Consider the following 23,287-nt stretch of genomic DNA (forward strand, 5'->3'; position numbering starts at 1 on the left):
GTAGGGTTTCTGCACCAGAAACCAGGAAGAAACTATGCCCGACGATCCCTTATCCAATATACTCAGAAGCAAGCGTGAGACCACACGTTTTCAGGTCCTCGTAGAAGTCGCGGAACACCAGCCCTCCATCCGCCAGCAGGAGATTGCCGAAAAACTCGGCGTCACCCCGCAGGCGATCTCTGAATACGTCCGCGATCTTGCCGATGACGGCTTCATCAGTGCTGAGGGACGCGGACGTTACTATGTCACGCACAAAGGCGTTGAGTGGGTTTTAAACAACGCTGAGGTTCTTGAATCCTATGCCCGTCATGTCCGCCGAGACATCATCCATCAGGTCGCAACCTGGGCTGCGATTGCTGATTCCGATCTCAAGACCGGTGACTCTGTCGGTGTCTATATGAAGGGCGGCTGGCTGTATGCAGGCCGCCAGCCGCAGACTGCAATGGGCATGGTAATTGCGGACGCCGTCTGCGGAGCAGATGTCGGTGTTGCCCGTCTTGCGGGCATCATCGACCACACCGAAGGTAAAGTGGACGTTGCCAAAGTACCGAGGATCGAACGTGGCGGATCCAAAATGATTTCCCCGGACAAACTTCATCCTCTGGTGAAGAAGGCGGATGTCATCGGAGCCGTCGGTCTGGAAGCATATCTCGCACTGAAAAACGCCAAGGTCAATCCCGATATGTTCTTCGGTGCGCGGGAAGGAGTCATTGAAGCAGCATTCCACGGCATGCACTGTCTGATCCTCATCGTGGACGAAGAGTTCACGGATTTCCTCAAAAGGCTTGAGACCGCAGGCCTTTCCTATACGATACATGAACTGGTGAGTCAATAAGTGGTAACCGTTGTCCAGCCCTATAAAAAAGGGTACAAAGTCTATTTTTGTGATGATTCAAAGAATGGAAAAATAAAACACGTCGGAACCGTCGAGTTGGAGGAGACCTCCAAAGGCATTCGCCCCTCAGAGTTCTTCGTGCGGCGACCCGGAACCTCCCATGCCCAAAAAACCCCGACCAAGGAACTGATCACAGTCCTCCGGGCGAACGGTATGGTGCAGCTGACCGAGACGCTGCCGGAGTTTCAGGACTTTCTGCGAAGTATGCAGATCCCCTGGGAAAAGGTGACGCTCTGCCGTACCTGTATGTTTGACGACCGGCTTACGCCGCTGTCAGAAGCCACCCGCATCAAATGCGGACAGGAGTTTGTCTGTCTGGACTGTGCGAAGCGCGAGCTTCGCCGCGAACTTGCTCACATCAAGCGGCTTGGCAAACGAACCCAGAACCACATTGAGGATCTGCTGGAGGAGTACCGCGATCTTGACATGGTGCTTGCGATCCTTCAGCCTGAGTCACTTGACACGAAGAAAACCATGTTCGACCGGCTTGAAGCGCACGAGCAGACGCCGACGGAACGAATTGAAAATCTGCCGCTGCCCCGTGAGTTTGTAGATGTCTGCGGGGTTGAGACACTCATGCCTGCCCAGCAGCGTGCCGTTGAGGCTGGTCTTTTGTTTGGAAAGGATCTTCTGGTGGTTGCGGCAACCGCTTCGGGAAAAACATTCATCGGTGAGATGGCCGGCCTGAAAAATTATCTGGAGAAACGCGGCCGCATGCTCTTCCTCGTGCCGCTGGTTGCTCTGGCGAATCAGAAGTACGATCGCTTCTCCAAAAAATATGAAAATGTTGCAACCACCTCGGTGATGACCGGTGTCTCCCGTGTCAATCTGCCGGAGACCCGACCCGTCGGCAACCGCGGTTCGGGCGGCGGCATTGTGGTCGGAACGTATGAGGGTGTCGACAATCTTCTCCGCAAGGGTACGGGCCTTCACAACATTGGTACGGTCGTCATTGACGAGGTGCAGATGCTTGAGGATCCGGAACGCGGTCATCGTCTTGATGGTCTTATTGCCCGGCTGAAGTATGTTGCACCGAAAGCGCAGTTTCTGTATCTTTCGGCAACGATCGGATCCCCGCATCTGCTTGCCAAGAAACTCGGTGCAACGCTGGTTTCGTATGCCGACCGACCGGTCGCGCTTGAGCGTCATCTTATCTTTACCGAGAAGGATGCCAAAGTCCCCTACATCAAGAAACTTGTTTTCGAGGAGTACAACAAGACCTCGTCAAAGGGATACCGCGGTCAGAGCATCATCTTCACGAACGCACGCACCCGCTGTCACACGGTGGCGGATGCGATCGGTAAACTTGCCGCGCCGTATCATGCTGGTCTCACCTCGCAGGAACGGCGGGCGGTTGAGAAGCAGTTTGAGGACGGGAAGCTTGCCTGCGTCGTGACAACTGCGGCACTTGCCGCAGGTGTTGACTTCCCTGCATCGCAGGTTATCTTCGATGCGCTTGCGATGGGCATCAACTGGCTGACGGTGCAGGAGTTTCATCAGATGATGGGGCGTGCCGGCCGGCCTGATTTCCATGATCTCGGTCGCGTGGTCATTCTTGCAGAACCGGGTGCGTCCTATTCGCGCGATACGAAACTGACTGAGGAAGAGGTTGCCATTCGTCTGCTGAAAGGTGATATGGAGGAGGTTGCCCCGGTGTACGAGATTGAGGAAACATCGGAGGAGTTTGCGGCAAACGCGATTGTGTGCCGCGGCCGTGAGGTGGATATTGTGAAAGTAGGCGGGAGTATGGTGGGATGCGGTGAGGATCCGCTGCCGGATCTTCTGCGGCACAAGCTTGTTCGCAAGAACGGCGGCGTGCTGGAGCTTTCCCCGATGGGGCGGGTGATGGCTGAGCAGTTCATCGGGATGGAAAAGCTGCTTGAGATTGATCGGCTTGTCCGGGTGATGGAGGATCCTCTGGAGCTGATCGCAGAGATTGAGTGTTCCGAGGAGGAGCGCGATAAGGAGAAGCGGCGTGCCGATCGCAGAGTGACCGAGAAGAAGGAGTCTGACTGGATGGCCGGTAAGAAGTCCTCGTCTGCTCCGTCGTCCGAGAAGAAGCCGCGCAGCGATGCTCCTCCGGCCTGGGTAGCTGAGCGGAAGTCTGCGGTGGTTGCGGCCAAGCGTGAACACGAGAGTGATCGCAAATCCCGCTCCGGCAAGTCCGAGCCGGAACGAAAACTCCGGCGCGGACGTGATGAAGGCGTGTCTGAGGCAAAGGTTCCCCGCCGTGCGAGCAAGGAACTTGAGGATCGGATTGAGCGCAAGAAACGTGAAGCTGCATCGTTTATTCCTGCACCCAAACGGAAGAAGAACGATGAATGGGATGCGATTGAAGCGGGTATTGATCAGCGCCGTGCCGGCAAGTATGATGATGCACTGAAGATTCTCGGCAGTTATGTTGCGGATCATCCGTCTGACAGCCGTGCTCTGACGGAACTGGGCAAGGTGTATGATCTCCGCGGGGATCGGGACACAGCTTATTCCTGTTACCAGCGTGCGGCGTCGGCTGATACCCGGAACCGCGAGGCGATTGATCGGATGAATGCCTATCTCATCGGTATCACGGTGGAGATTGATGCGGACGCTCCGGCCGAACGTCAGCCTTCTGGTGTGGTAAAAAAGAAAATACCGTGAATATTTTTTTAATCTTTTTTGCATGATTTTTTTGAAACAAAGGAAGTGGGTTAGGTGGTGGGTATGACCTTACTTGGAATGATTCCTGAATACAACGAAAATTTTTGTGTGTTCCGTGACTGTCCTAAGTAAATCCACACACTAAAAACTAACCCGCCCCCATTTTCCAGAAAAAAATTCGTCTGAAACTTTCCGCTGCGAGTCAGGAAGTTTCCGCGATGATCGGGATCACTACTTTGCGGTATGCCCCGTCGTCACTCTGCTGGATCATTCTCAGTTCATAAATGCCGGGTCGTCTCGCCTGGACCGTCCAGGAGTAGCACTGCCCGCCGTTGCACGACGCGCGTTTTTCATCCATCACTGCAAGTCCTGCGGAGTCCAGTGTCCGCCATGACTGTTTGCCCGGGCTCGTCACGGTTACCGTAAACCTTCGCGCGTCGATTTTTCGGATCGTATATGAGTCCATGTTCTCTTTCTCCATTCTGTATTGGGGTTGTTGGCAGCTATGCTGTTTAGTAATTCAAAATATATTGTCCTACTATATAAACACTAGTGTCGTGTTTTGCGCATAATTTTACAAAGACCTCCTCTGTTTAGAATATTATTTCGTCGAATTCTTCTTCGACATATATGCGCAGTGAAACAAAAACATTCTCTGATCTCAAAGTATTTTAAATATTTTGTAAAATAAAAACGCCGAGGGGGAGATTTGAACTCCCGAGGTGTTACCACCAGAGGCTTTCGAGGCCACCGCCCTTCCGGACTAGACTACCTCGGCACATTCGTTTGCCGCTAAAACAGTATGCGCGACCAGATCTAAGCTGATGAGAGCAAAACATGATCTCCCGCTACACCTTACTGCCTATACATGTAGACCTGTCGTCTAAAAAAGATAGTGTTTTTTGGTATTACATCTGACCGGCGCTTTTGCTGATCATCATGTCATCCACACGGATCAGCAGCATTGCCGTCTCGGATGCACTCTGGATTGCCTGACGTTTGACGCGTTTTGGCTCCACAACACCTTCGGACTTCATGTCTACAATTTTTCCGGTGAACACATTCAGACCTGCATACTTTTCGCCGGTTGCGTGTGCCTGACGAAGATCAATGACCTTGTCCACAGTGTCAAAGCCGGAGTTCTCTGCAAGTGTCTTGGGGATGATCTCAAATGCTTTTGCATATCCCTCGATTGCAAGCTGAACACGACCGCCTTCGGTTGCTGCGTATTCGCGGAGGCGCAGGGCAAGCTCGGTCTCAACTGATCCGCCGCCTATCAGATACGCGCCGTCTTCGATAACATCCTGAACCACGCGGGTTGCATCCTCAATTGCACGCTCAAGCTCATCCACCAGATGCTGGGAAGAACCGCGCAGAAGAATGGTTACTGCCTGCGGGTTCTTGCAGCCGGAGAGTTTGGTCATCTCAATGTCTTCGAGCATCTCAAGGTTGCCGGCAGTTCCGATTACTTCGGGGGTAAGGTCTTCGGGCTTGTTGACAATCTGTCCGCCGAGTGCTTTTGCGGCATACTTCAGATCCTTTTCTGCAACAAACTCAAGTGCGTAGATACCGTTCTCGGCAAGGTAGTACTGAACCGGATCGGCAATACCTTTCTGGCACAGGACTACATTCACTCCGTTCTCGACAAACTTTTCGGCCATTGCACGGAGTGTTTCGCGTTCTGCAACGGAGAATGCCTCAAGCTGTTCGTGGGAGGTGATCTTGATCTTCGATTTCGTCTGGGTTTTGGTGATCTCAAGCGGGTTTGCAATGAATGCAGCCTTTACGCCTTTGATCTTCTTCGGCATCAGCGCGTCAAGTCTGGTTTTGTCGATTAAGACGCCTTTGATCATCTCGGCATCCATCGTCTCGCTGCGTTTGGTTTTGACAAGGATGTCGTCCTCGTTGACAATTGTCTTCTTGCCGGTTGTAACCGCGACGTTACTGACCGCTTCAACGACAACATCACAGGCTTTGTCTATGATCATCTCAATGGATTTACCGGTCATTGCCGTCTTTGCGATCTGTTTGAGCATTGCCTTGTCCTTCGGGGTGACTGCGATTGCAAGGTCATCGAGAAGCTCAAGCGCCTTCATCATACCAAGGTTGTAGCCTTTTGCGATTACCGACGGGTGGACACCGGTGTCGATGAGGTTTTCGGCCTGTTCCATGAAGGAGCCGACCATTACGACCGCGGTCGTGGTTCCATCGCCGCATTCATCGTCCTGGGTCTCGGCGACCTCAACGACGAGTTTTGCACCCGGGTGCTGGACGTGAATCTGGTGAAGGATGGTTGCGCCGTCGTTGGTGATGACGATGTCGTCACTTCCTTGTGTAACCAGCATTTTGTCCATACCGCGGGGACCAAGAGTTGTCCGAACGGTGTTTCCAAGAACCTTTGCTGCCATGATATTGGAGCGGAGCGCCTCCTGTCCAGGCACGCGCTCAACGTTGTCCCGTAAAATAACGACAGGTTGTCCTGATCTGCTTGACATAAAATCTATTATCTCCTGTACTCGTGTGATAAAAATGGAATTGAACTTCTATATAAAATATGTGTATTGGGTTCTTCCCTCAGTCGATAAGCCGGATAGAGAACAGCGAGTACACCGGTACTCCGTCTACTTCGGTCATGCCGCGCTTATCGAAGATGACCAGAATCGCAACCGGCGTTGCATTGTGCCTGCGCAGGTATGCGACCAGTTCGGTCAGGGTGTTTCCCGATGTAATGACATCATCGACGAGAATGCAGCGTTTTCCACTGATTTTGCTGAAATTTCCGGAGATGCATCCGGTACCGGAGTCGGTGTTGTGTTTGGAAGGGTGATAGACGGAGAGGTTGAGTCCCTCTTCTGCGGCGATCAGGGTTGCAAGCGGCACACCGGATATGGAGATGCCGACAATTGCGTCAACCTCCTCCTCTCCGCCGGTAGCGGCATCGAATCTGGCGGACAGCATGGATGCGATGCCGCCAAGAAGTGTTGCGTCGGAGCTGACGACCGTCCAGTCGATGTGCACGTCTTTGGGGACTGCCATGTTTGTTTTGCTCTGTGTCAAAAGCCAGGTGACCGTGTCCACGGAGAGACTCAGTTCGTCGGCGATCTGGCCGGCTGAGTGGCCGTCTGCACGAAGGTCTTTTGCTTTTGCCATAAGCTCTTCAAGGGAAGACATATAGTAAAATATTCGGGTCTTGGGAATTATTACTTTTGGGTTTTTGATAGTGTTTTCCGGTCTCATTTTGCGCAACCACATGCAAGACCGCATTCATCATGAATCCATCCACCTTTTCCAGAAAAAACCACCGACACCATTTCGTGGTATATCGTGTCCGAATTTTATTTCTTTCTGCTCTTGTTTTCCGTGCCGCGACTCACTGGCGGCGATCCACAGATCGGACATTCTGTTTCGCCCGCCGGAATCTCTGCCCCGCACCCGCTGCAGATGCTTTTCCAGACACGGCGCCTCGCTTTCTTCTGCATCATGTTCTGTACCGGAATCTTCAGGTGGCGGCAGACGTTTTGCACAGCAAAATCATCCGAAACGACCGTTCCTGCAAGATAGAGAGCCAGAGCAATCACCGAGACGTCCGTCTCCGAAAGCACCCGCAGATCTCCGGATCGTTTTGCAGCCTCGCGAACCCGGTCTGTTGCGGCAGCATCTGCCTCGCAGATGTTGAGTCCCCTGCTCTGCATCACCTCAAACCGCATCTTCGAGGTTACATCTCTGAGTTCTGTTGCCACCTGCGGTGTTGTTGCAAACTCTCCGGAAAACGGATACTCCCCGAAAAAAAAGGATGCATCCAGAATATAGCGCATGAAAGTTATCGGCGGACGGCGTCCGCAATGACCGTTGACGCTGTGATTCTGCTGCACGCACGCTCAATGGTATCAGAGGATGCGATGTCTGCAAGTCCTGCCTGCATCAGCTTCACATAACCGCCGCTTGCAAACACGCCGTGCACACCTGCGGCACGGACGGACGTCGCTCCCTGCTCTTTCAACATGCCTGCTGCTGTTGCCATTGAGCCGCCGGTTGCGATGATGTCATCGACAATGATACAGTCGCGTCCTTTTGCATCCAGATGTTTGGGCGCCATCTTCACTTCGGATCCGGACAACCGCGTTTTGTCGAGATGGTCGCAGTCCCACCCGCCGACGGATGCAACACCTTTTGCAAACTCCCATGCACCGTCATCGGGTGCAAGCACCAGCGGGTCTTCGAGGTTCATCGTCCGGATGTACTTGCCGATCTCCTGCGCGATGGTGAGGTTCTCGGCCGGACACTTGAAGTGTCCGAGAACGGAGGGGTCGTGAATGTTTACGGTAAAGATCTGCTCTGCTCCTTCGGAAAGAACACGTGCAAGTGCACGGGCACTGATCGGTTCTCCTTCATTGAATCTCTTGTCCTGCCGGGCATAGCCCATGTAGGGAAGAACCAGTGTTGTGTTCTTCCCCTCGCAGGCATCCAGCATCAGAATTGCCTGAAGAACCGACTGGGAATCCACCGTGCTTGCAACGATGACCATATCATCGTCAAGGTCCATCACCCGCACATACTGCTCTCCGTCGGGGAAAGTGTTGTATTTAACCTCGGAGATTCTGCATCCGAGGTGACGGGCCACCCGTGCGGCCAGCAGCTGACTTTTTTCGGTATAGATAACTTTCATCAGTACTCTCCTTCTTCTATCTTTTACTGAAACTACTTAAACCATCATCAAGCACAATATTAACACTCTCGAGTAGGCGAGTAAGGAAATAAACTATGGATGATACAGATAGTGCGACAGGACATGCTGGCGGCGCGGATTTGGGGACTGCGCCGGTTATCAGCCCCGGAGTACAGGAGTCGGAAACTCCTGCGCGGGAAGTGCCTGCCGTCCCGAGGACATACGCATCGGATAGTTTCGATCCGGAGTTTTTCGGTGGGATACAGTTTGATACAACCGCTGATATTGCGATTCCTCCTTCCCTGATAGATCAGGTGATCGGTCAGGAGCATGCGGTGGAGGTAATCAAGAAAGCAGCTACCCAGCGCCGCCATGTAATGATGATCGGCAGTCCCGGTACGGGAAAGTCGATGCTTGCCAAGGCAATGTCCGAGCTCCTGCCCAAAGAGGAGATGCAGGACATTCTGACCTATCCGAACCCCGAGGACAATAACAACCCGATCATCCGCGTGGTTCCGGCAGGACGCGGCAAGGAGATCGTTGCGGCCCATCGTGCCGAGGCACGCAAGCGTGCATCTTCCCGGAACACGCTTTTGATGGTGATCCTCCTTGGCGTGATTGTGTTCTCTATCTTCAGTGGTCAGCTGATTATGGGACTCTTGGTGGTCATCATGGTGCTCTTCCTCTTCAAGAGCATGATGCCGCGGGACGAGGCGATGGTGCCAAAACTGATTGTCTCGAACAAACCGGATTCTAAAGCACCATTTGTTGACGGTACGGGTTCTCACGCAGGAGCACTGCTTGGCGATGTCCGCCATGATCCATTCCAGTCGGGAGGTCTTGAGACGCCGGCTCATGATCGTGTGGAGGCGGGAGCAATCCACCGCGCCCACAAAGGGGTGCTCTTCATCGATGAGATCAATACGCTGGAACTTTCCTCGCAGCAGAGTCTGCTGACTGCGCTGCAGGAGGGAGAGTTCCCGATCACCGGTCAGAGCGACAGGTCGTCCGGTGCAATGGTCCGAACCGAACCGGTTCCCTGCCGGTTCATTATGATTGCTGCAGGGAATCTGGACGCAATGCAGGGTATGCACCCGGCACTCCGCAGCCGTATCCGCGGATACGGTTACGAGGTGTACATGAGCGAGACGATGGACGATACGCCGACAAACCGTGCACGTCTTGTCCGCTTTGTTGCACAGGAAGTGCAGAACGATGGAAAGATTCCGCACTTCGATCCGTCTGCGGTCTCCGAAATTCTCCGCGAGGCACGCCGCCGGTCCGGCCGCAAGGGACATCTCACGCTGAAACTCCGTGACCTCGGCGGTCTGGTGCGTGTTGCAGGAGATCTTGCCCGGCAGGCAGGAGATCCTGCAACCACTATGAAGCATGTGGTGGATGCAAAACAGATTGCCCGTTCCGTTGAAGATCAGATCTCGGATGAGTACATCAGAAGAACCCGTGATTATGATCTGACGATCGTTTCCGGAACGCTTGTCGGCCGCGTGAACGGTCTTGCGGTTGTCGGTAACGATGCGGGATCGGTTCTGCCGATCACTGCAGAGGTCACGCCGTCACAGGGTGCCGGCGCGGTTATTGCAACCGGTCTTCTGAAGGAGATTGCGCAGGAGTCTATTAAGAACGTGAGCGCTCTGATCAAGAAGTTCTCCGGAACCGATATCCGCAAGGTGGATATTCACGTGCAGTTCATCGGAACCTACAATGGTGTTGAGGGTGACTCGGCATCGGTTACGGTGGCGACTGCGGTTATCAGCGCTCTTGAGGATATTCCGGTCCGGCAGGATGTGGCGATGACAGGCTCGCTTTCGGTGCGGGGGGATGTGCTTCCGATCGGTGGTGTGACCTATAAGATTGAGGCTGCTGCAAAGGCAGGCATCCACACGATTATTATCCCGCAGTCGAATCTGGATGATGTGCTGATTGAGGAGCGGTACAAGGAGATGGTTACGATCATCCCGGTTACGAGAATTGAGGAGGTTCTGGAGTACGCTCTTGTCCCGCAGGATAAGGAAGCGTTTGAAAAGAAACTCGGACTTATCGGCAAGCACATGGAAATTCCGAAGATGCCTGAAGCCACTGAGAAGGCAGAGGCATAATCTTTTTTTTTGGTTGTATTCATATTAAAACGCGGACCACGTGAATTCACCGTTTCCAAAATCAGTTATCCTTCTCTCGCCAATCCAATACCATCAATGGATCCGATACGCTACTATGATATCCGGTATATCCGCGGAAACTCCACGACCATTACTGTGGAGAACGGTGATGTGGAGTCGGCCGGTTCAAACTTTTTCGGTAAAGCACTTATCCGTGTTCTCGGTGAGAAAGGCTGGGGTTACTACTGCGCTTCACCGTTTGATCCCGACGATACCCGCGCAAAACAGGAGTATATTGCTCGTGCCGCCCGCGCCGCAAAACTTGCAAACGTTTCGGCAGAGATTGCTGATGTTCCCTCCGGCACTCCCCACAGCTGGGCCTGTTCCGCTACGGAACAGGCCGCTGTGCCGATTGAGGAAAAAGCCGATCTTCTGCTGAAGATGGAGGCCGGAGCGAAACTCCCTGAGATCTGCAGTACGTCCGCACGGTATTCGGAACAGTATCAGGATGTCTGGTTTGAGGACTGCAACGGCTACACTGCAAACTCCTCAGTCTGCCGGACACTCTTTACCATCTCCGCGGTCGCCGCCAGGAGCGGAAATATGCAGATGGATTATGAACAGGAAGCGGTTGTCGGCCCGCTGAATCTTTCGGCGTATCTCGGGTATGGGGAAATGTGTGCGAAGCGCGCCACAGAGCTGCTGGACGCATCCGCCGTTTCCGGCGGAAGGATGCCTGCGGTGCTGGATCCTGCCATTGGCGGGGTCTTTGCGCATGAAGCAGTCGGTCACGCAAGCGAGGGCGACGCTGTCCGTGACGGTGTTTCGGTTCTTGCGGGAAAACTCGGGACGCAGGTCGGCTCACCGCTGGTGACTATCATCGATGATCCATCGATGCACGGCTATGGCTACGAGCCGTTCGACGCTGAAGGTGTCGTCTGCGGGCCGACCGAACTGATCAAGGACGGCGTCATGCATGCCTACATGCACTCGCGCGAGACTCTTGCTGCGGTCGGAGCAGAGACCGGCGATGCCGGACATGCCAGAGCGGAGCCGGGAATGCCGCCGCTGGTCCGCATGAGCAACACTTACATCAAAGAGGGTGACGCCTCCTACGATGAGATCATTGCCGAGTGTAAATCAGGTGTTCTTCTCATCGGTTCCCGCGGCGGACAGGTGGATCCGGGACGCGGTGCGTTTCAGTTTAATGCGAAGTACGGCTACCGGATCGAAAACGGCGAGACAACCACGATGATTCGCGATGTTTCCCTTTCGGGTGATATCTTGTCTGTTCTTCACAATATTGCCCTCTGCGGCAGTGAACGGAAAATGTCATCGGGCATGTGCGGCAAAGGCCAGGCTGTGCCCGTCTCGGATGGTGCGCCGCACGTGTATCTGACCGAAGCAATGGTAGGAGGTTCCGGAAATGCCTGAGTTTTCTATTGATGCAGTTCTTCGCGCGGGTGAAAAGCTCGCCGATGAAACCGAGGTGCTTGTTCTCACGTTCGAAGATCTCTCTCTGGAACAGCGGAATATGGCGGTTGCCGCAGTCTCTGAACATGCGGGAACTTCCATCTACATCCGGACTGTCTCCGGCGGCAGGATCGGTGTGTCTGCAACTTCGGATCCGACCCGCTGGGAGGACTGTCTTGCGGCTGCTGTTTCCTCCGCGAGGCTTGCAGAGCCTGTTGAGGGATGGAAAGGACTGCCGGATCCGGCAGTCCTTCCCGCAGGAGATGATCCGTTTGATCCGCATCTTTCAATCGATCCGGATATGGCGGCTTCCCTTCTTGCACGGATGAACGATGGTGCGGGTGCGCATCCCGAAGCCCGCGTGGTTACGGCAGGCGTTTCTCTTTCGAAAGGCTCCTCGATACTTGCAAACAGCCACGGCGTCTGGTATGAGCGGAATATGACCGGCATTTCTCTCGGTCTTGACGCGATTGCGGACGGTTCGACCGGCTATGAGTATGACACCTCACCGTTCCTTTCCCGCCTTGATCCCGAGAAAATGGGTGAAAAAACTGCATTCTGGGCAACCGCATCCCGCGATGGTGTTGCGGTTCCGACCGGACGGCGCGATGTTGTTCTGTCGGAGCATGTGGTTGATTCACTGATTCTGGAGCTGGTTACGGAAGCGGTGAACGGAAGAAATGTTCTGACCGGCAAATCCGTTTTCGCCGGAAAACTCGGCGAAACTGTTGCAGACTCTTCCATCTCCATTGCGGATGTGCCGATGGATCCCCAGGGAAACAGCATGCGAAGATTTGATACTGAGGGAACGCCTGCTTCCCGCTGCGATATTCTTGAGAATGGTGTGCTCTCTTCTTTCCTCTATGACTGCAAGACCGCTGCCCAGGCAAACACGGCATCCACTGGTCATGCGCTTCGCGGTGGAAACGGGGCGACCTACATCTCTCCGCACTGTCTGCGGGTATCGGGTGACATCTCTGATGTTACCAGAGAACCGTGTCTGTTTGTTCGTGAGGTTATCGGCGCCCACACGGCGAATCCCCTGACAGGAGAGTTTTCGGTGGAAGTTGCAAACGCCTTTCTGATGGAAGGGGGAGAGTTTGTGCAGCCGGTGAAAAAGGCGATGATCGCCGGAAATGTGTTTGAGATGCTGCAGCAGATTGACGGTATCAGTACTGAAACAAAGGTTTTCGACGGTGCGGTCGTTCCTAAGATGCGCATTCCTTCCATGCAGGTAATCGGCTGATTCCTCCACTTCTTTTTTTTAATATTTTCTTTCGTGATTCTTATTCATACTTGCCCGGAAATGCGAATAATCATATTAGATTAAGTTCCATATGATTAATAATGCCCGCACCAAAGCGTTTGTGCAAAAAACCTACTTCATACAAACTCCCAGTGGATATCGAGGTACTCCTGCATAATGCAGTCGAAAGCGGTGAATATAATAACACGTCAGATGCGATTACGGCTGCGCTTCGGTTTTTCTTTCAGCACAGGGATATCAAACAGGTAAAGGATGAGGTTGCTGTCCTGCAGAGCGAGGTTCTACTGCTCAACAATAAAAATCAGATTCTGGAATCAAAAATTTCTTCTCTTGAGTCGCAGATCAAGCTTCTTCTGCTTCCCAGGGAGTAGTCTTTTTTATAATCTTTCCTTTCTGTATTTAGGGTGTTGTAGCGGCATTTGTTCTTGGTAATTACCGGTTTGTCATTGATTAGGGTCCGGCCCGCGAGGAGCGTGTGCATGTAAGTGTAACATCTGTTTTAGCAAAGCCTCTTATTCTGTGATGTGCAAAATAGAATCATATGTTGACAACCCGTATTCTCCCAGTACTTCTTGCGGTAGTTCTGGTAGTGGTTGTTATCGGCTATATGACCGGCACAATTGGAATGGGTTCTAATGTGAATCTGCCGTTTGATCCGTCTTCTACGCCTGTTCCAACTGCAACATCCGATATTGCGAGCCCTGATGCGACCGAGTCATCAACACCCGCAGCAACTCCTACCTGGGAAACTGTTCCTATTTCTTCGCAGATCAACGAGGTCGTAACACCGACATCGGCAGCGACTCCCGTGACTGCTGTTCCGACGGTGTCTTCAACCGCGGCGGCTTATTTTGTGCACATGGATGACACCATGATGTATAATACCGCAACGTCGCGGATGTTTGAGGTGAATATCGATCACGTTCCGTTTATTGTGTACTTCTCCTTCAATCCGGGTACGGTGAAGAAGTCCTATGTCGCGAAGGATTCAACGTCGTCGAATACTGTCCGGTATGAGGTATGGAATCCGTCCACCGGAAAATATGAGACCCGATCGCAGGTGGAGTCCAGATATGTGGTGAAGTCAACGGATGTTATTGATCCGAATGCATGGTTTAAGGTTGATATTATCCGCATCTATGATGATGCCGATGCCTATGATACAGCGGTGTCTGCTGCGGGAGGAAAGGAGAAACTTGCCGAGAAGAAACTTCTGTATGAGGACAACGGTATTATTGTGAAGCAGGACGGGTATGCACGCGGTTACAGCAGCGAGGTGGAAAAGGAACTGAAGCTTCTCAGTCCCGGGAAATATCTTGTGAAGGTTACCGGAAATCAGATTGTTGTAAATATTCAGATGCTCTCACCATAACCCTGGTGAGTAGTTTTTCAAAAAATATTTTTTTCCAACAAAGGGTTTTGTTCCTGAAGTCCTGTCTTTCACAAAAAAGTACTGAACGCAGGACTTGCGATTCGGAGACTGAGATTTGATCAATAACGACCATTCGTTGTCAATAAAAATATTTATGGGCTGCATCCCTCCCAAAAAATAAAAAATTAGTTTTCGTCTGCGTCTGAGGAGTAGATCAGAATTGTTCCTTCTTCCTCGTCCATGCTGTCTGCGATGATGCGTTCGATGACCGTTTCCCAGGCATGAGTGGATAGATGTCGTGTGAGCGCGCGGGTCAGAAGTTCGGCAAGGAAGATGTTGCGGTTGGAGATTCCTTCCTCGTCCATTTTGTTCTCGATCAGTTTCAGTGTTTCCTGCGAGATGTTGAGTATGATTTCTTCTGCCATGATCTTAGTCCCTCTGTTCCTGTTGTGATCTATCTTCATCCAGCAGACTTTCCGCAACAAACCTGCGGAACCGGTCCTGAGCTTCGGGGGAATCAACATATGCTGAGACCGCCTCACGGATGGATTCCTGCTCTGCATATGCACTGTGGCTGCGGCTGAGTTCTTCAATGATCAGGCTCTGGATGAATTTGGTTCTGTTGGTTGCCCCTTCCTGTTTCATGAGGCGGTCGATCTGCTGTTTTGCAGTTTCTGAGATCTGCAGGTGTATTCCTGTGTTCTTCATCGCGGTAAGCCGCGGGATCAGGGTACTGATCATATACACAATTGCAAGAAGGAGAAGGATGATGAGAAGGATCAGCAGTACAACAATTAAGGTGAAATACTCGGGGGAGATGAATACCAGTGCATGACCTTCCTCCCCGGGTCCGTTTGAAACTGCACTGGAAACATCTCCAATCGTTCCATTGTCCTGTGCTGCTGCAGGGACTACGGCAAACACTGCAGTCAGCAGAAAGAGGATGCCGAGAAGAATGGTAATTTTCTGATTCATGATACTTTCACTCACTCCGGATATCAAATGCAATACTATCTTTTCCGTTTGTAAATATAATCGTATTCATACTGATGAGTTCATCTTATGTCTTTTATTGTTTGTTTTGGGGTTCTCAGGTCTATTTAGGGGACTGAATCACTCCGGATTTTTCTTTGGCATTCTTACCTGCGAGTAGTTCATATGAAACCCATTATATTATGATTGGTTACATACAAGAGGTATAGGACTTTATTGTTGGGAGATACGCATGTCAAAACCAGTCAGAGTACTTGTGATTGTGCTGATTGCTGCAGTTGTTATGTGTGGTGCAGTTCTTACAATCCACCATTCTGTGCCATCATCTTCGGAAAATGATGTTTTGACAAAGAAGATGCAGACGGCTGTTCTGAACCTTTCGCAATCTCTGTATGAGTATACCTGGGTTCTTGCCGGAGGTATTGTGAATGCTGCGGCTGATCTTTCAGGTATTCCCGCAGATGATCCTGCGTCCATCGATATTCTGACGGATTTGTATGTGGAGAATCCGGGTGTTTCTTTCATGTTTCGGACTGATGCGAACGGTTCTGTTGTCTGTTCCTTTCCTCTGACAGATGTTGCCGGATACGGGATTCCTTCTTCTGTTCTGGATTTAGGGGATGTATCGACTGATCTGTATATGCGGACATTTACCAGTACGGCAGGTACGGAGATTACCTGTCTGTTATCTCCGATTTTTTCCGCTGAAGGGGAATATGAGGGAGCGGTTGGTGCTGCCGGGGATGCACGGCGTTTCTTTGCCGTGCCGATTGATCGATTCCGCAATACAACCGGTTATGATGTCTGGATTGTGAACGATCAGGGTAAGATTCTGTATTCTCTTGTTCCTGTGACCCGTGAGACGAATATTTTCGCGATGGCAGAGTCTGCCGGAGATGCCGAACTTACGAATGTGTTCCGCATGATTATGAGTGAGAAGGAGGGTACGATAACCTACTCTGCCTACAACTACGGCAGGCTGCAGATCGTGGAACGGATTGCTGTGTGGAATAGAATAAATACAAAGGACAACGGCGAAATTACCATTATTGTAACTACGGATACGTCCAGCAGAAAACTTGTGCCGTCCCCGACTGCGTCTTCGAATCTGACGCTGGAGGAGCATGTCAGAGCTGCGCATCTGTATGCAGTGGAGAATGGTCGTGACGCTGCTCTTGCGGAGTTTTCCAATCCGAAAGGGCAGTTTACGACACAGGAGTTTTATATTTCTGCCTGGGATATGAACGGAACGATGCTTGCTCATCCGTACCGGCCCGGTCTGATTGGTCATGACAGATCTGGATATGAGGATGTGAACGGGGTTTCTACGATTTCTATGTTTGCGTCGCGGGCTTTGCACGGCGGGGGATATGTGCTGATGCTGTATCCGAATTATCTGAAGGATATGGAGAATGAGGTGCGGCTTGTGTATGTTCAGCCGATTGATGATACCTGGTATATTGCCGGCGGGGTGTTTCTTTCCGAGATGCCGAAGAATCTTGATCCGGCAGATACGGATGCGATGGTTCGGGATCTCCGTTCGATTGTGCAGTATGCTCATGAGTACGGGAAAGAGGCTGCGATTGCGGCTCTTGATGATCCATCCGGTCCGTACTCTAGCGAGGAACGCAGGATTGTTGCGCTGGACTATAACGGAACGGTTCTTTCGTGGTCGTCTGATCCAACGCGCGTGGGAGTGAATATTCTTGGCGTGACGGATGTGTACGGGGCTTCGTTTGTACGGGATCTGGCCAAGACAGCAAAAGAAGGTGGCGGGTTTGAGTATGTGTACCTGCCGATTCAGCCGGAAAGCATAAGCAGACTGCAGCTGCAGTACACGCTGCCGGTTGATGATGAGTGGTTTGTTTCTGCCGGAGTCCCTCTGTACTGAAACTCTGTTTTTTCTTTTTTATGTTGGGGGTTTGAGGTACGGAATTCCATTGTCGTCAAACTCGAGAAGTTTTCCATACCGTTCATGGCGACTGTAGCGGGATTTAAGGACGAGACAGATTTTCCGGTACTCGCCAAGAAGCGTGTCTTTGGGGAATTCACGGACAAGGAAGATGACGTTGTCGGCGAACTTTTCGGAGTAGCCGTTGGTACTCTGCAAGGGATCTGTGATGTTTGAAGAGAGCACGACGATGGTTGTACAGGGAATGGATTTGAGTGAGAAGTAGATGTGATAGATGGCCATTACTGCGTTATGACCGGATTCGGAGATCATGGAGTCTTCGTAGATGGTCATGGAGTCGATTACCAGCCGCGAGACATTCATGTTTTTCAAGAGTTCCGGCAGACCGTTTCCCAGGTAGTAGGAGAGGGAGTCAAAGTTCTTTGGATCGAGTTTGAGGAAATGGAATTTTTTGTTCAGTTCGCTTTCTATCCACGGGTACATCCGGATCAGTTTTTTCTGGGTACGATGAATTCCGTGGGTAAAGCTGATGTAGAGTACATCCTCTCCGTTTTTGATACCTTCCACAAGGAACTGCAGGGCAGCGGTTGTTCTGCCCGTACCACTTTCACCGATGATGGAGGTGACGGTGTTTTTCATGTATCCGCCGTACAGCAGTTCGTCAAGTCCCGGGACACCCGTAGAGAGATATGTTTCATCCCAGACAATTTCTTCTTCCAGCATTTTATGATACCAGCCTCATATTTGTGATCTCAAATCCTATTCCTGTGGCAATATTTACGTTGAAGATTACCATATCGCGCGGATCGATACGCGGGAAAAGTCCGGTGAACTTCAGCAGATACATCTGCCGCTGTCGTTTGACGGTGGTGTTTTTTTGCCAGAAGAGGTTCAGAACCGCGTCAACGGAGTCGATCAGTTCGTTTTCCTGTCCAGGAGAGAGAACTCCGGAAACAAGAAGGAATACAATGGTTATCCGCCATTTTTTGGCAGCACGGGTAAGTCCGCGCATCATAGTGACCAGTTCAAGCCAGGTTTCCGGTGTTCTGGTCAGGTACGGCAGAAGTGCGGTCAGGGAGTCGATGAAGATGATGCTCTCTCTTGGGAGTTTGGTGATTTTTTCGACAAGAATGGTAAGGCCACCGAAGTCGTCGGATGCCGGCATGTTCAGTACTCCCTTGATGGAATCTTTGGACCCGTACCAGTCATAGGGAACGTGAGTTCTGCCGAAGTAGTTTTCACCGAGATCGGTGTAATGGATATTCTCCATCATTTTCCGGAACTGGGGATTTTTTTCTGTATTGAAGAGTTCTGCAATCTGGTGTTCAAACATTTCCCTGTTCAGTGTCAGGGAGATGTAATGGAGTTCGGCAGGGTATATTGTTCCTTCCGGAGCTTCGGTGTTATGCATGAAGTCAGTGCAGTAGTTCATGAGGGATGTCTGGACCAGTTCGTTGCCGCCGGATCCCGGTTCTGCGAGAACAAGGATGGTGGATCCTGAGATAACTCCTCCGCCAAGCACCTTGTCAAGGGAGGGTACGCGGGTTGGGTGCAGAACACGTGTTTCAAATGTATCCGGCATAGATTATCTATATCTCCCTTTTTTGAGAATTTATAGCTTACCGTGATGACGGATTATTTTCGCACAGGATATTTTTCTGATACTCTGCAAAAAACTATCAAAATGTGTGTTTACCTTATATTTTTCGTTGTTTTATTTTTTCGGTATGAGAACACGTATAATTTGGCGGGAGGGGACAATATATATCTGAGTATTTTCATATAGCTAATAGATTCTCTTTGGCATACCGGAATAGTGGTGGATTTTCCGAGTTCCCAAAGAATCTCAAGCATGAAGTGTGCTGCCTGTGACTGATAAACATGCCTCGTTCACCCCGGCGATGGGGGTTGTACTGGTGATTGTAGTGATTGCGGCACTGGTCGGTGTCGGTCTTTTTGTGATGACCAATATCATGGACGAGGTGCAGTCATCCCGTAACGTACAGATGAATATTGTTCTTTCCGGAAATGATATCATTGCAACGGTTCTTCCGAGTTCTGAGGCGTCGTCTCTGCGGATTATTACGATTTATGTGGACGGGGCGGATACAACTCCTGAGTCGTTCCGTACGCGTGAGGTCTCGGTTGGTGTTCCGATTGTGTATGAGGGAATTGCTTCTGGTGTGATCGGTACACGATTTGTCATGATTAAGGGTACATTTTCCGATGGAAGGGATGCCATTCTGAAGAATGTCAGGATTCAGTTCTCATAAGATCATTGATACCTGTAGTCTTTCCGGTGCATTCAGATTTTGGGGTAAAAATGGGAATGTTTAAGAAAAAAGAGATACGCGAGTCTGTTCCGGAGTATGATTTTGAACGGGACGGTTCTCTTGTTACTCCTGAGTATGATCCTTCATATACTGTTGTGGAGTCGTACTGGGCACGCCCCGGTCTTTCACAGGTTGTGATTGCGGTTACTCCTTCGAATGAGTATCAGTATCTTGTTTTTGAACCGTCGTTAACTCCATTTGAAAAGGAAGTTTTGGAGCGGCTGTATGCGGGAGTTCGTGATCTGCTGATTCTTGAGGATGTGGCTCTGGATGAGGGGAGCAAGACCACAGCACTGTATGATGCGATGGAGAAGTATCTGGAGCGGTTTGAGATTGAGCTTGAGCCGCAGGCTGTGTATAAGATCCGTTATTATCTGAAGCGGAATTATCTGGGCTGGGGTATTCTTGATCCGCTGCAGCATGACAGGGATATTGAGGATATTTCCTGCGACGGGTATAATACGCCAATCTTTTTGTTCCACCGCAAGTACCGGAACATCCAGACGTCGATCGTGTTCCAGGATTCGGAGGAGCTTGATTCGATGGTGGTGCTGTTTGCCCAGAAAACGGGTAAACATATTTCTGTTTCGTCACCAATCGTGGATACGGCACTGCCGGATGGTTCGCGTGCACAGCTGACATACGGGAGAACGGTAACCAGCCACGGGTCGTCGTTTACGATCCGGAAGTTCCGGGAAACTCCGTACTCGCCGATTGATCTTATCCTGAATCATACGTTCACGGTTGAGGAGATGGTGTACTTCTGGATGGCGGCGGAGTACAATCAGTCGATTCTGTTTATCGGGGGGACGGCATCCGGGAAGACGACGTCGCTGAATGCGGTGGCGCAGTTTATTCCGCATCTGGCAAAGGTGATTACGATTGAGGATACGCGGGAGATTACGCTGAGTCATCAGAACTGGCTGGCGAGTGTTGTGCCGGATGCGACGAATGTTTTGGAGGGCCGTGCGAATATTGAGATGTTTGATCTGCTGAAGGCTGCGATGCGCCAGCGTCCGGAGTATATTCTGGTAGGCGAGGTCCGCGGTGTTGAGGCACAGACGCTGTTTCAGGCGATGAATACGGGACACACGACATTTTCAACACTGCATGCAGGTTCGGTTGATTCTGCAATTCACCGACTGGAAAATGAGCCGCTGAATGTGCCGAAGGCGATGATTGAGTCACTGAATGTCGTGTCGTCGCAGGTCCGGCTGTATCGTGACGGGAAACAGATTCGCCGCTGCAATGAGATTGTGGAGATTGTGGGGATGTCGGAGACGAAGGATGTGGTGGTGAATACGGTGTTCAAGTACCGGCCGGATACGGACAATGTAGTGTATTCGGCACGTTCGGAGGTATATAATCGCATTGCGGAGATTACCGGAAATGATATGAACTGGATTTCCCGCGAGCTGCAGCGCAGGGCAATGGTTCTTGAGGCGATGATTGATCAGCGAATTCGTGACTATCGTGATGTGTCGGAGATTTTCTGGAGATATTATGCGATGCCGGATCTGGTTCTGTCATCTCTGGATGATCTGTCCGTGCTTCTTGAAAGCGGCATTATGGCACCGAGTCTTCGCCGGAATATGAGAGCTGATCTGGATACTCCGTTGGTATGATGCAGATCCGTGAGACACTGGCAGAGCGAAGACAGGCGCGTCTGGAGTCTCTTGAATCGGAGATATTTTCGGCCAGGATGCATGTGAAGGCGGAGATGCTGTATGTGTACGCACTGCTTTCGGCTCTGCTTTCGGGTACTGCGACGTTTCTTTTGCTTGCATATTTGTCCCAGCTGATTATTCCGTTGTCGTTTTTCCTGGTGTTTCCGGTACTTGGTGTGGTTATTGTTCTGGTGTGGCTTGCGATTGCTCTTGCGGCTATGTACGGTGCGTTTACGGCAATTTTGTATCTGCCGACGATTGAGTGCGGGAGCAGAAAGCTGCGGATTGATCTGTCGATGTTTAATTCGGCGACGTATCTGTATGCGCTGCATCAGTCGGAGCCGAATCTGTATGCGGTGGTTGAGTCGCTTGCGAAGTATGCGGATTATTATGGCGAGGCGGCCCGTGAGCTGCGGCAGATTGTGTATGACTGCCGGATGTGTTCGATGGATTTTTACTCGGCTGTCTGGCGGCTTTCGGAAACGACACCTTCGGATAAGTTTCGGTTTTTTTTAACGGGCCTGTCGTCGTCGTATAAGACGATTGGTTCTGCGACGGATTATCTGAGGATGAAGGTGGAGGAACTGCGTGAGGAGCAGCGGATTTCGCAGAAGGTGTATCTGAATACGCTGGGTGTTATTGCGGAGATGTATATTACGATTTTTGTTGCGGGGCCGTTGTTTATTATTATCGTGGTGATGGTGATGGGTATGATTTCGAGCGCGAATCCGTTGATTCTTGCTCTGATCATTTATGTGATGCTGCCGTTCGGGACTGCGGTGTTTCTTTTGATGCTGGACATGATTTCTGAGGTGCATGAGGATAAGTCGGAGGAGATTCATGAGAAGAAGGGGAGTATCTGGGAAAAAAAGCCGGAATTTTCTTCTGTTCCGATGATGATGCCGAAGACGTCGGAGTCTCCGGCATTTGAGCGGCTTCGCAAGCGTGATGAGAAGGAAAAGTATGTGCGGTTCCTGGCGTCGCCGGTTGAATATATGAAATTCCATCCGTCAGCTGTGTTTGTGTTTAGTGTTCCTGCGGCATTTGTAGTGATGGGGATTTTGTATTTCCTGTTTGTGACGGTTTCGCTGACGCCGTGGACGTTTCTTGCATGGGTTGGGGCGTCTGAGGATATTGTGATGACGGGTGTTCTGATTGTACTGATTCCGTTTGCGGTGTTTTATGCGATTTATTCCCGTCGCCACCGGAGGATTGAGGAGGCTATTCCGGATTTTGCGGATCGGATGGCGTCTGCGGTGCGGCATAATATGACGCTTGCGCGGGCTATTGATCTGATTGCGATGGAGGGGAAGAGCAATATGCTGGATGAGATCCGGCTGATTCGCCGGGATATTGTTTGGGGCAGTCTGACGTCTGATGCGATTAAGCGGTTTAGTGAATACATCCGGGTCGGGGCGATTGACCGGATGAGCATTCTGGTTTCACAGGCTGAGCATTTTACGAATAATTTGTCGCAGGTTCTGCAGATTATTGCAGAGGATTCGAAGAATATGGTGACGCTGAAGAGCGAGCGCCGCGGGGACATGATGCTGTATGTGATTGTGGTGTATCTGGCGTTCTTTGTGTTTGTGTTTGTGCAGGGTATTCTGGTGGTGATGTTTCTGCCGATGATGCTGCAGGGCGGGGACGGGATGTCGATGATTGGGTCGGGGGTGACGATGCCGGGTGTTGGCGGCGGGTTTTCGATTGATGTCTATGATCGGCTGATTTATCACTCGGTGGTTATTCACGGATTCTGTTCGGGGCTTGTTGCGGGTATGATGGGGGAGGGTTCGGCTCTTGCAGGCGTGAAGCACTCGTGCGTGATGGTTGCAGTTGCGATGATCGTGTTTGTTATTCTGAAGTTTTTCTTCCTGTCGTGATTTTTCTGGAACCTGTAGGCGTGTGACTGTCCACGTGCGTTGTACGTGGTCAATCACACTCACCACCGACAC

The 23,287-nt window shown here is 51.3% G+C and carries 20 protein-coding genes and 1 tRNA gene; 11 read left to right on the forward strand and 10 right to left on the reverse strand.

Annotation, left to right across the window (positions count from 1 at the left end):
* Window positions 1-34: 34 nt before the first annotated feature.
* Window positions 35-835 carry a DUF7839 domain-containing protein gene (locus O0S10_RS05005; RefSeq protein WP_268924807.1) on the forward strand — a complete coding sequence of 267 codons (801 nt, stop codon included), beginning with the start codon at window positions 35-37 and terminating at the stop codon, window positions 833-835.
* Window positions 836-3,532 carry a DEAD/DEAH box helicase gene (locus O0S10_RS05010; RefSeq protein ID WP_338148557.1) on the forward strand — a complete coding sequence of 899 codons (2,697 nt, stop codon included), beginning with the start codon at window positions 836-838 and terminating at the stop codon, window positions 3,530-3,532.
* A gap of 202 nt (window positions 3,533-3,734) precedes the next feature.
* Here O0S10_RS05010 and O0S10_RS05015 read toward each other — a convergent pair whose 3' ends face one another.
* The 6 genes from O0S10_RS05015 to O0S10_RS05040 all read right to left on the reverse strand — a co-directional run bounded on the left by O0S10_RS05015 (window position 3,735) and on the right by O0S10_RS05040 (window position 8,198).
* Window positions 3,735-3,998: a hypothetical protein gene (locus O0S10_RS05015; RefSeq protein ID WP_268924808.1), complete on the reverse strand. Its 264-nt coding sequence runs from the start codon at window positions 3,996-3,998 to the stop codon at window positions 3,735-3,737.
* Between the two features lie 228 nt (window positions 3,999-4,226).
* A tRNA-Ser gene (locus O0S10_RS05020) sits at window positions 4,227-4,310 on the reverse strand.
* Window positions 4,311-4,440: 130 nt separating this feature from the next.
* On the reverse strand, window positions 4,441-6,027 hold the full coding sequence (thsA, locus tag O0S10_RS05025) for a thermosome subunit alpha (protein WP_268924809.1): 1,587 nt from the start codon (window positions 6,025-6,027) through the stop codon (window positions 4,441-4,443).
* Window positions 6,028-6,106: 79 nt separating this feature from the next.
* Window positions 6,107-6,703, reverse strand: a complete 597-nt coding sequence (locus tag O0S10_RS05030; RefSeq protein WP_268924810.1) for an orotate phosphoribosyltransferase-like protein — start codon at window positions 6,701-6,703, stop codon at window positions 6,107-6,109.
* Window positions 6,704-6,867: 164 nt separating this feature from the next.
* A complete protein-coding gene (locus O0S10_RS05035; RefSeq protein ID WP_268924811.1) occupies window positions 6,868-7,347 on the reverse strand; it encodes an NOB1 family endonuclease in 480 nt (159 codons plus the stop codon).
* 5 nt (window positions 7,348-7,352) lie between these two features.
* Window positions 7,353-8,198, reverse strand: coding sequence for a ribose-phosphate diphosphokinase (locus tag O0S10_RS05040; protein WP_268924812.1), 846 nt, complete (start codon window positions 8,196-8,198; stop codon window positions 7,353-7,355).
* 95 nt (window positions 8,199-8,293) lie between these two features.
* Here O0S10_RS05040 and lonB point away from each other — a divergent pair, with 95 nt between their 5' ends.
* From lonB to O0S10_RS05065, 5 genes are all read left to right on the forward strand, one after another.
* The gene (lonB, locus tag O0S10_RS05045; RefSeq protein ID WP_268924813.1) at window positions 8,294-10,315 is read left to right on the forward strand and encodes an ATP-dependent protease LonB; all 2,022 of its coding nucleotides are present in this window, start codon (window positions 8,294-8,296) and stop codon (window positions 10,313-10,315) included.
* 96 nt (window positions 10,316-10,411) lie between these two features.
* Window positions 10,412-11,749, forward strand: coding sequence for a TldD/PmbA family protein (locus O0S10_RS05050; protein WP_268924814.1), 1,338 nt, complete (start codon window positions 10,412-10,414; stop codon window positions 11,747-11,749).
* Window positions 11,742-13,034, forward strand: a complete 1,293-nt coding sequence (locus tag O0S10_RS05055; RefSeq protein WP_268924815.1) for a TldD/PmbA family protein — start codon at window positions 11,742-11,744, stop codon at window positions 13,032-13,034. The genes O0S10_RS05050 and O0S10_RS05055 overlap by 8 nt, the downstream gene beginning before the upstream one ends.
* Window positions 13,035-13,135: 101 nt before the next feature.
* Entirely contained in the window at window positions 13,136-13,426 is a 291-nt protein-coding gene (locus O0S10_RS05060; RefSeq protein WP_268924816.1) for a ribbon-helix-helix domain-containing protein, read from the forward strand.
* 170 nt (window positions 13,427-13,596) lie between these two features.
* Window positions 13,597-14,427, forward strand: coding sequence for a hypothetical protein (locus O0S10_RS05065; RefSeq protein WP_268924817.1), 831 nt, complete (start codon window positions 13,597-13,599; stop codon window positions 14,425-14,427).
* Between the two features lie 185 nt (window positions 14,428-14,612).
* Here O0S10_RS05065 and O0S10_RS05070 read toward each other — a convergent pair whose 3' ends face one another.
* On the reverse strand, window positions 14,613-14,852 hold the full coding sequence (locus O0S10_RS05070; RefSeq protein ID WP_268924818.1) for a hypothetical protein: 240 nt from the start codon (window positions 14,850-14,852) through the stop codon (window positions 14,613-14,615).
* Window positions 14,853-14,856: 4 nt separating this feature from the next.
* Window positions 14,857-15,402 (reverse strand): hypothetical protein, encoded by a 546-nt coding sequence (locus O0S10_RS05075; protein ID WP_268924819.1) that lies wholly within the window; start codon window positions 15,400-15,402, stop codon window positions 14,857-14,859.
* A 250-nt stretch (window positions 15,403-15,652) separates the two neighbouring features.
* Here O0S10_RS05075 and O0S10_RS05080 point away from each other — a divergent pair, with 250 nt between their 5' ends.
* On the forward strand, window positions 15,653-17,311 hold the full coding sequence (locus tag O0S10_RS05080; protein WP_268924820.1) for a cache domain-containing protein: 1,659 nt from the start codon (window positions 15,653-15,655) through the stop codon (window positions 17,309-17,311).
* Between the two features lie 18 nt (window positions 17,312-17,329).
* Here the strand turns inward: O0S10_RS05080 and O0S10_RS05085 are convergent, their stop codons facing one another.
* Both O0S10_RS05085 and O0S10_RS05090 read right to left on the reverse strand, forming a co-directional pair.
* Entirely contained in the window at window positions 17,330-18,055 is a 726-nt protein-coding gene (locus tag O0S10_RS05085; protein WP_268924821.1) for an ATPase domain-containing protein, read from the reverse strand.
* Between the two features lies 1 nt (window position 18,056).
* On the reverse strand, window positions 18,057-18,914 hold the full coding sequence (locus O0S10_RS05090; protein WP_268924822.1) for an RAD55 family ATPase: 858 nt from the start codon (window positions 18,912-18,914) through the stop codon (window positions 18,057-18,059).
* Window positions 18,915-19,200: 286 nt separating this feature from the next.
* Here O0S10_RS05090 and O0S10_RS05095 point away from each other — a divergent pair, with 286 nt between their 5' ends.
* The 3 genes from O0S10_RS05095 to O0S10_RS05105 are packed head-to-tail and all read left to right on the forward strand — an operon-like array spanning window position 19,201 to window position 23,215.
* Window positions 19,201-19,605, forward strand: coding sequence for a hypothetical protein (locus O0S10_RS05095; protein ID WP_268924823.1), 405 nt, complete (start codon window positions 19,201-19,203; stop codon window positions 19,603-19,605).
* 56 nt (window positions 19,606-19,661) lie between these two features.
* The gene (locus tag O0S10_RS05100; protein ID WP_268924824.1) at window positions 19,662-21,290 is read left to right on the forward strand and encodes a type II/IV secretion system ATPase subunit; all 1,629 of its coding nucleotides are present in this window, start codon (window positions 19,662-19,664) and stop codon (window positions 21,288-21,290) included.
* The gene (locus tag O0S10_RS05105) at window positions 21,287-23,215 is read left to right on the forward strand and encodes a type II secretion system F family protein (protein ID WP_268924825.1); all 1,929 of its coding nucleotides are present in this window, start codon (window positions 21,287-21,289) and stop codon (window positions 23,213-23,215) included. Before O0S10_RS05100 ends, O0S10_RS05105 begins: the two co-directional genes overlap by 4 nt.
* Window positions 23,216-23,287 lie beyond the last annotated feature (72 nt).

It is taken from the genome of Methanocorpusculum petauri (assembly GCF_026891975.1).
Classification (GTDB): domain Archaea; phylum Halobacteriota; class Methanomicrobia; order Methanomicrobiales; family Methanocorpusculaceae; genus Methanocorpusculum; species Methanocorpusculum petauri.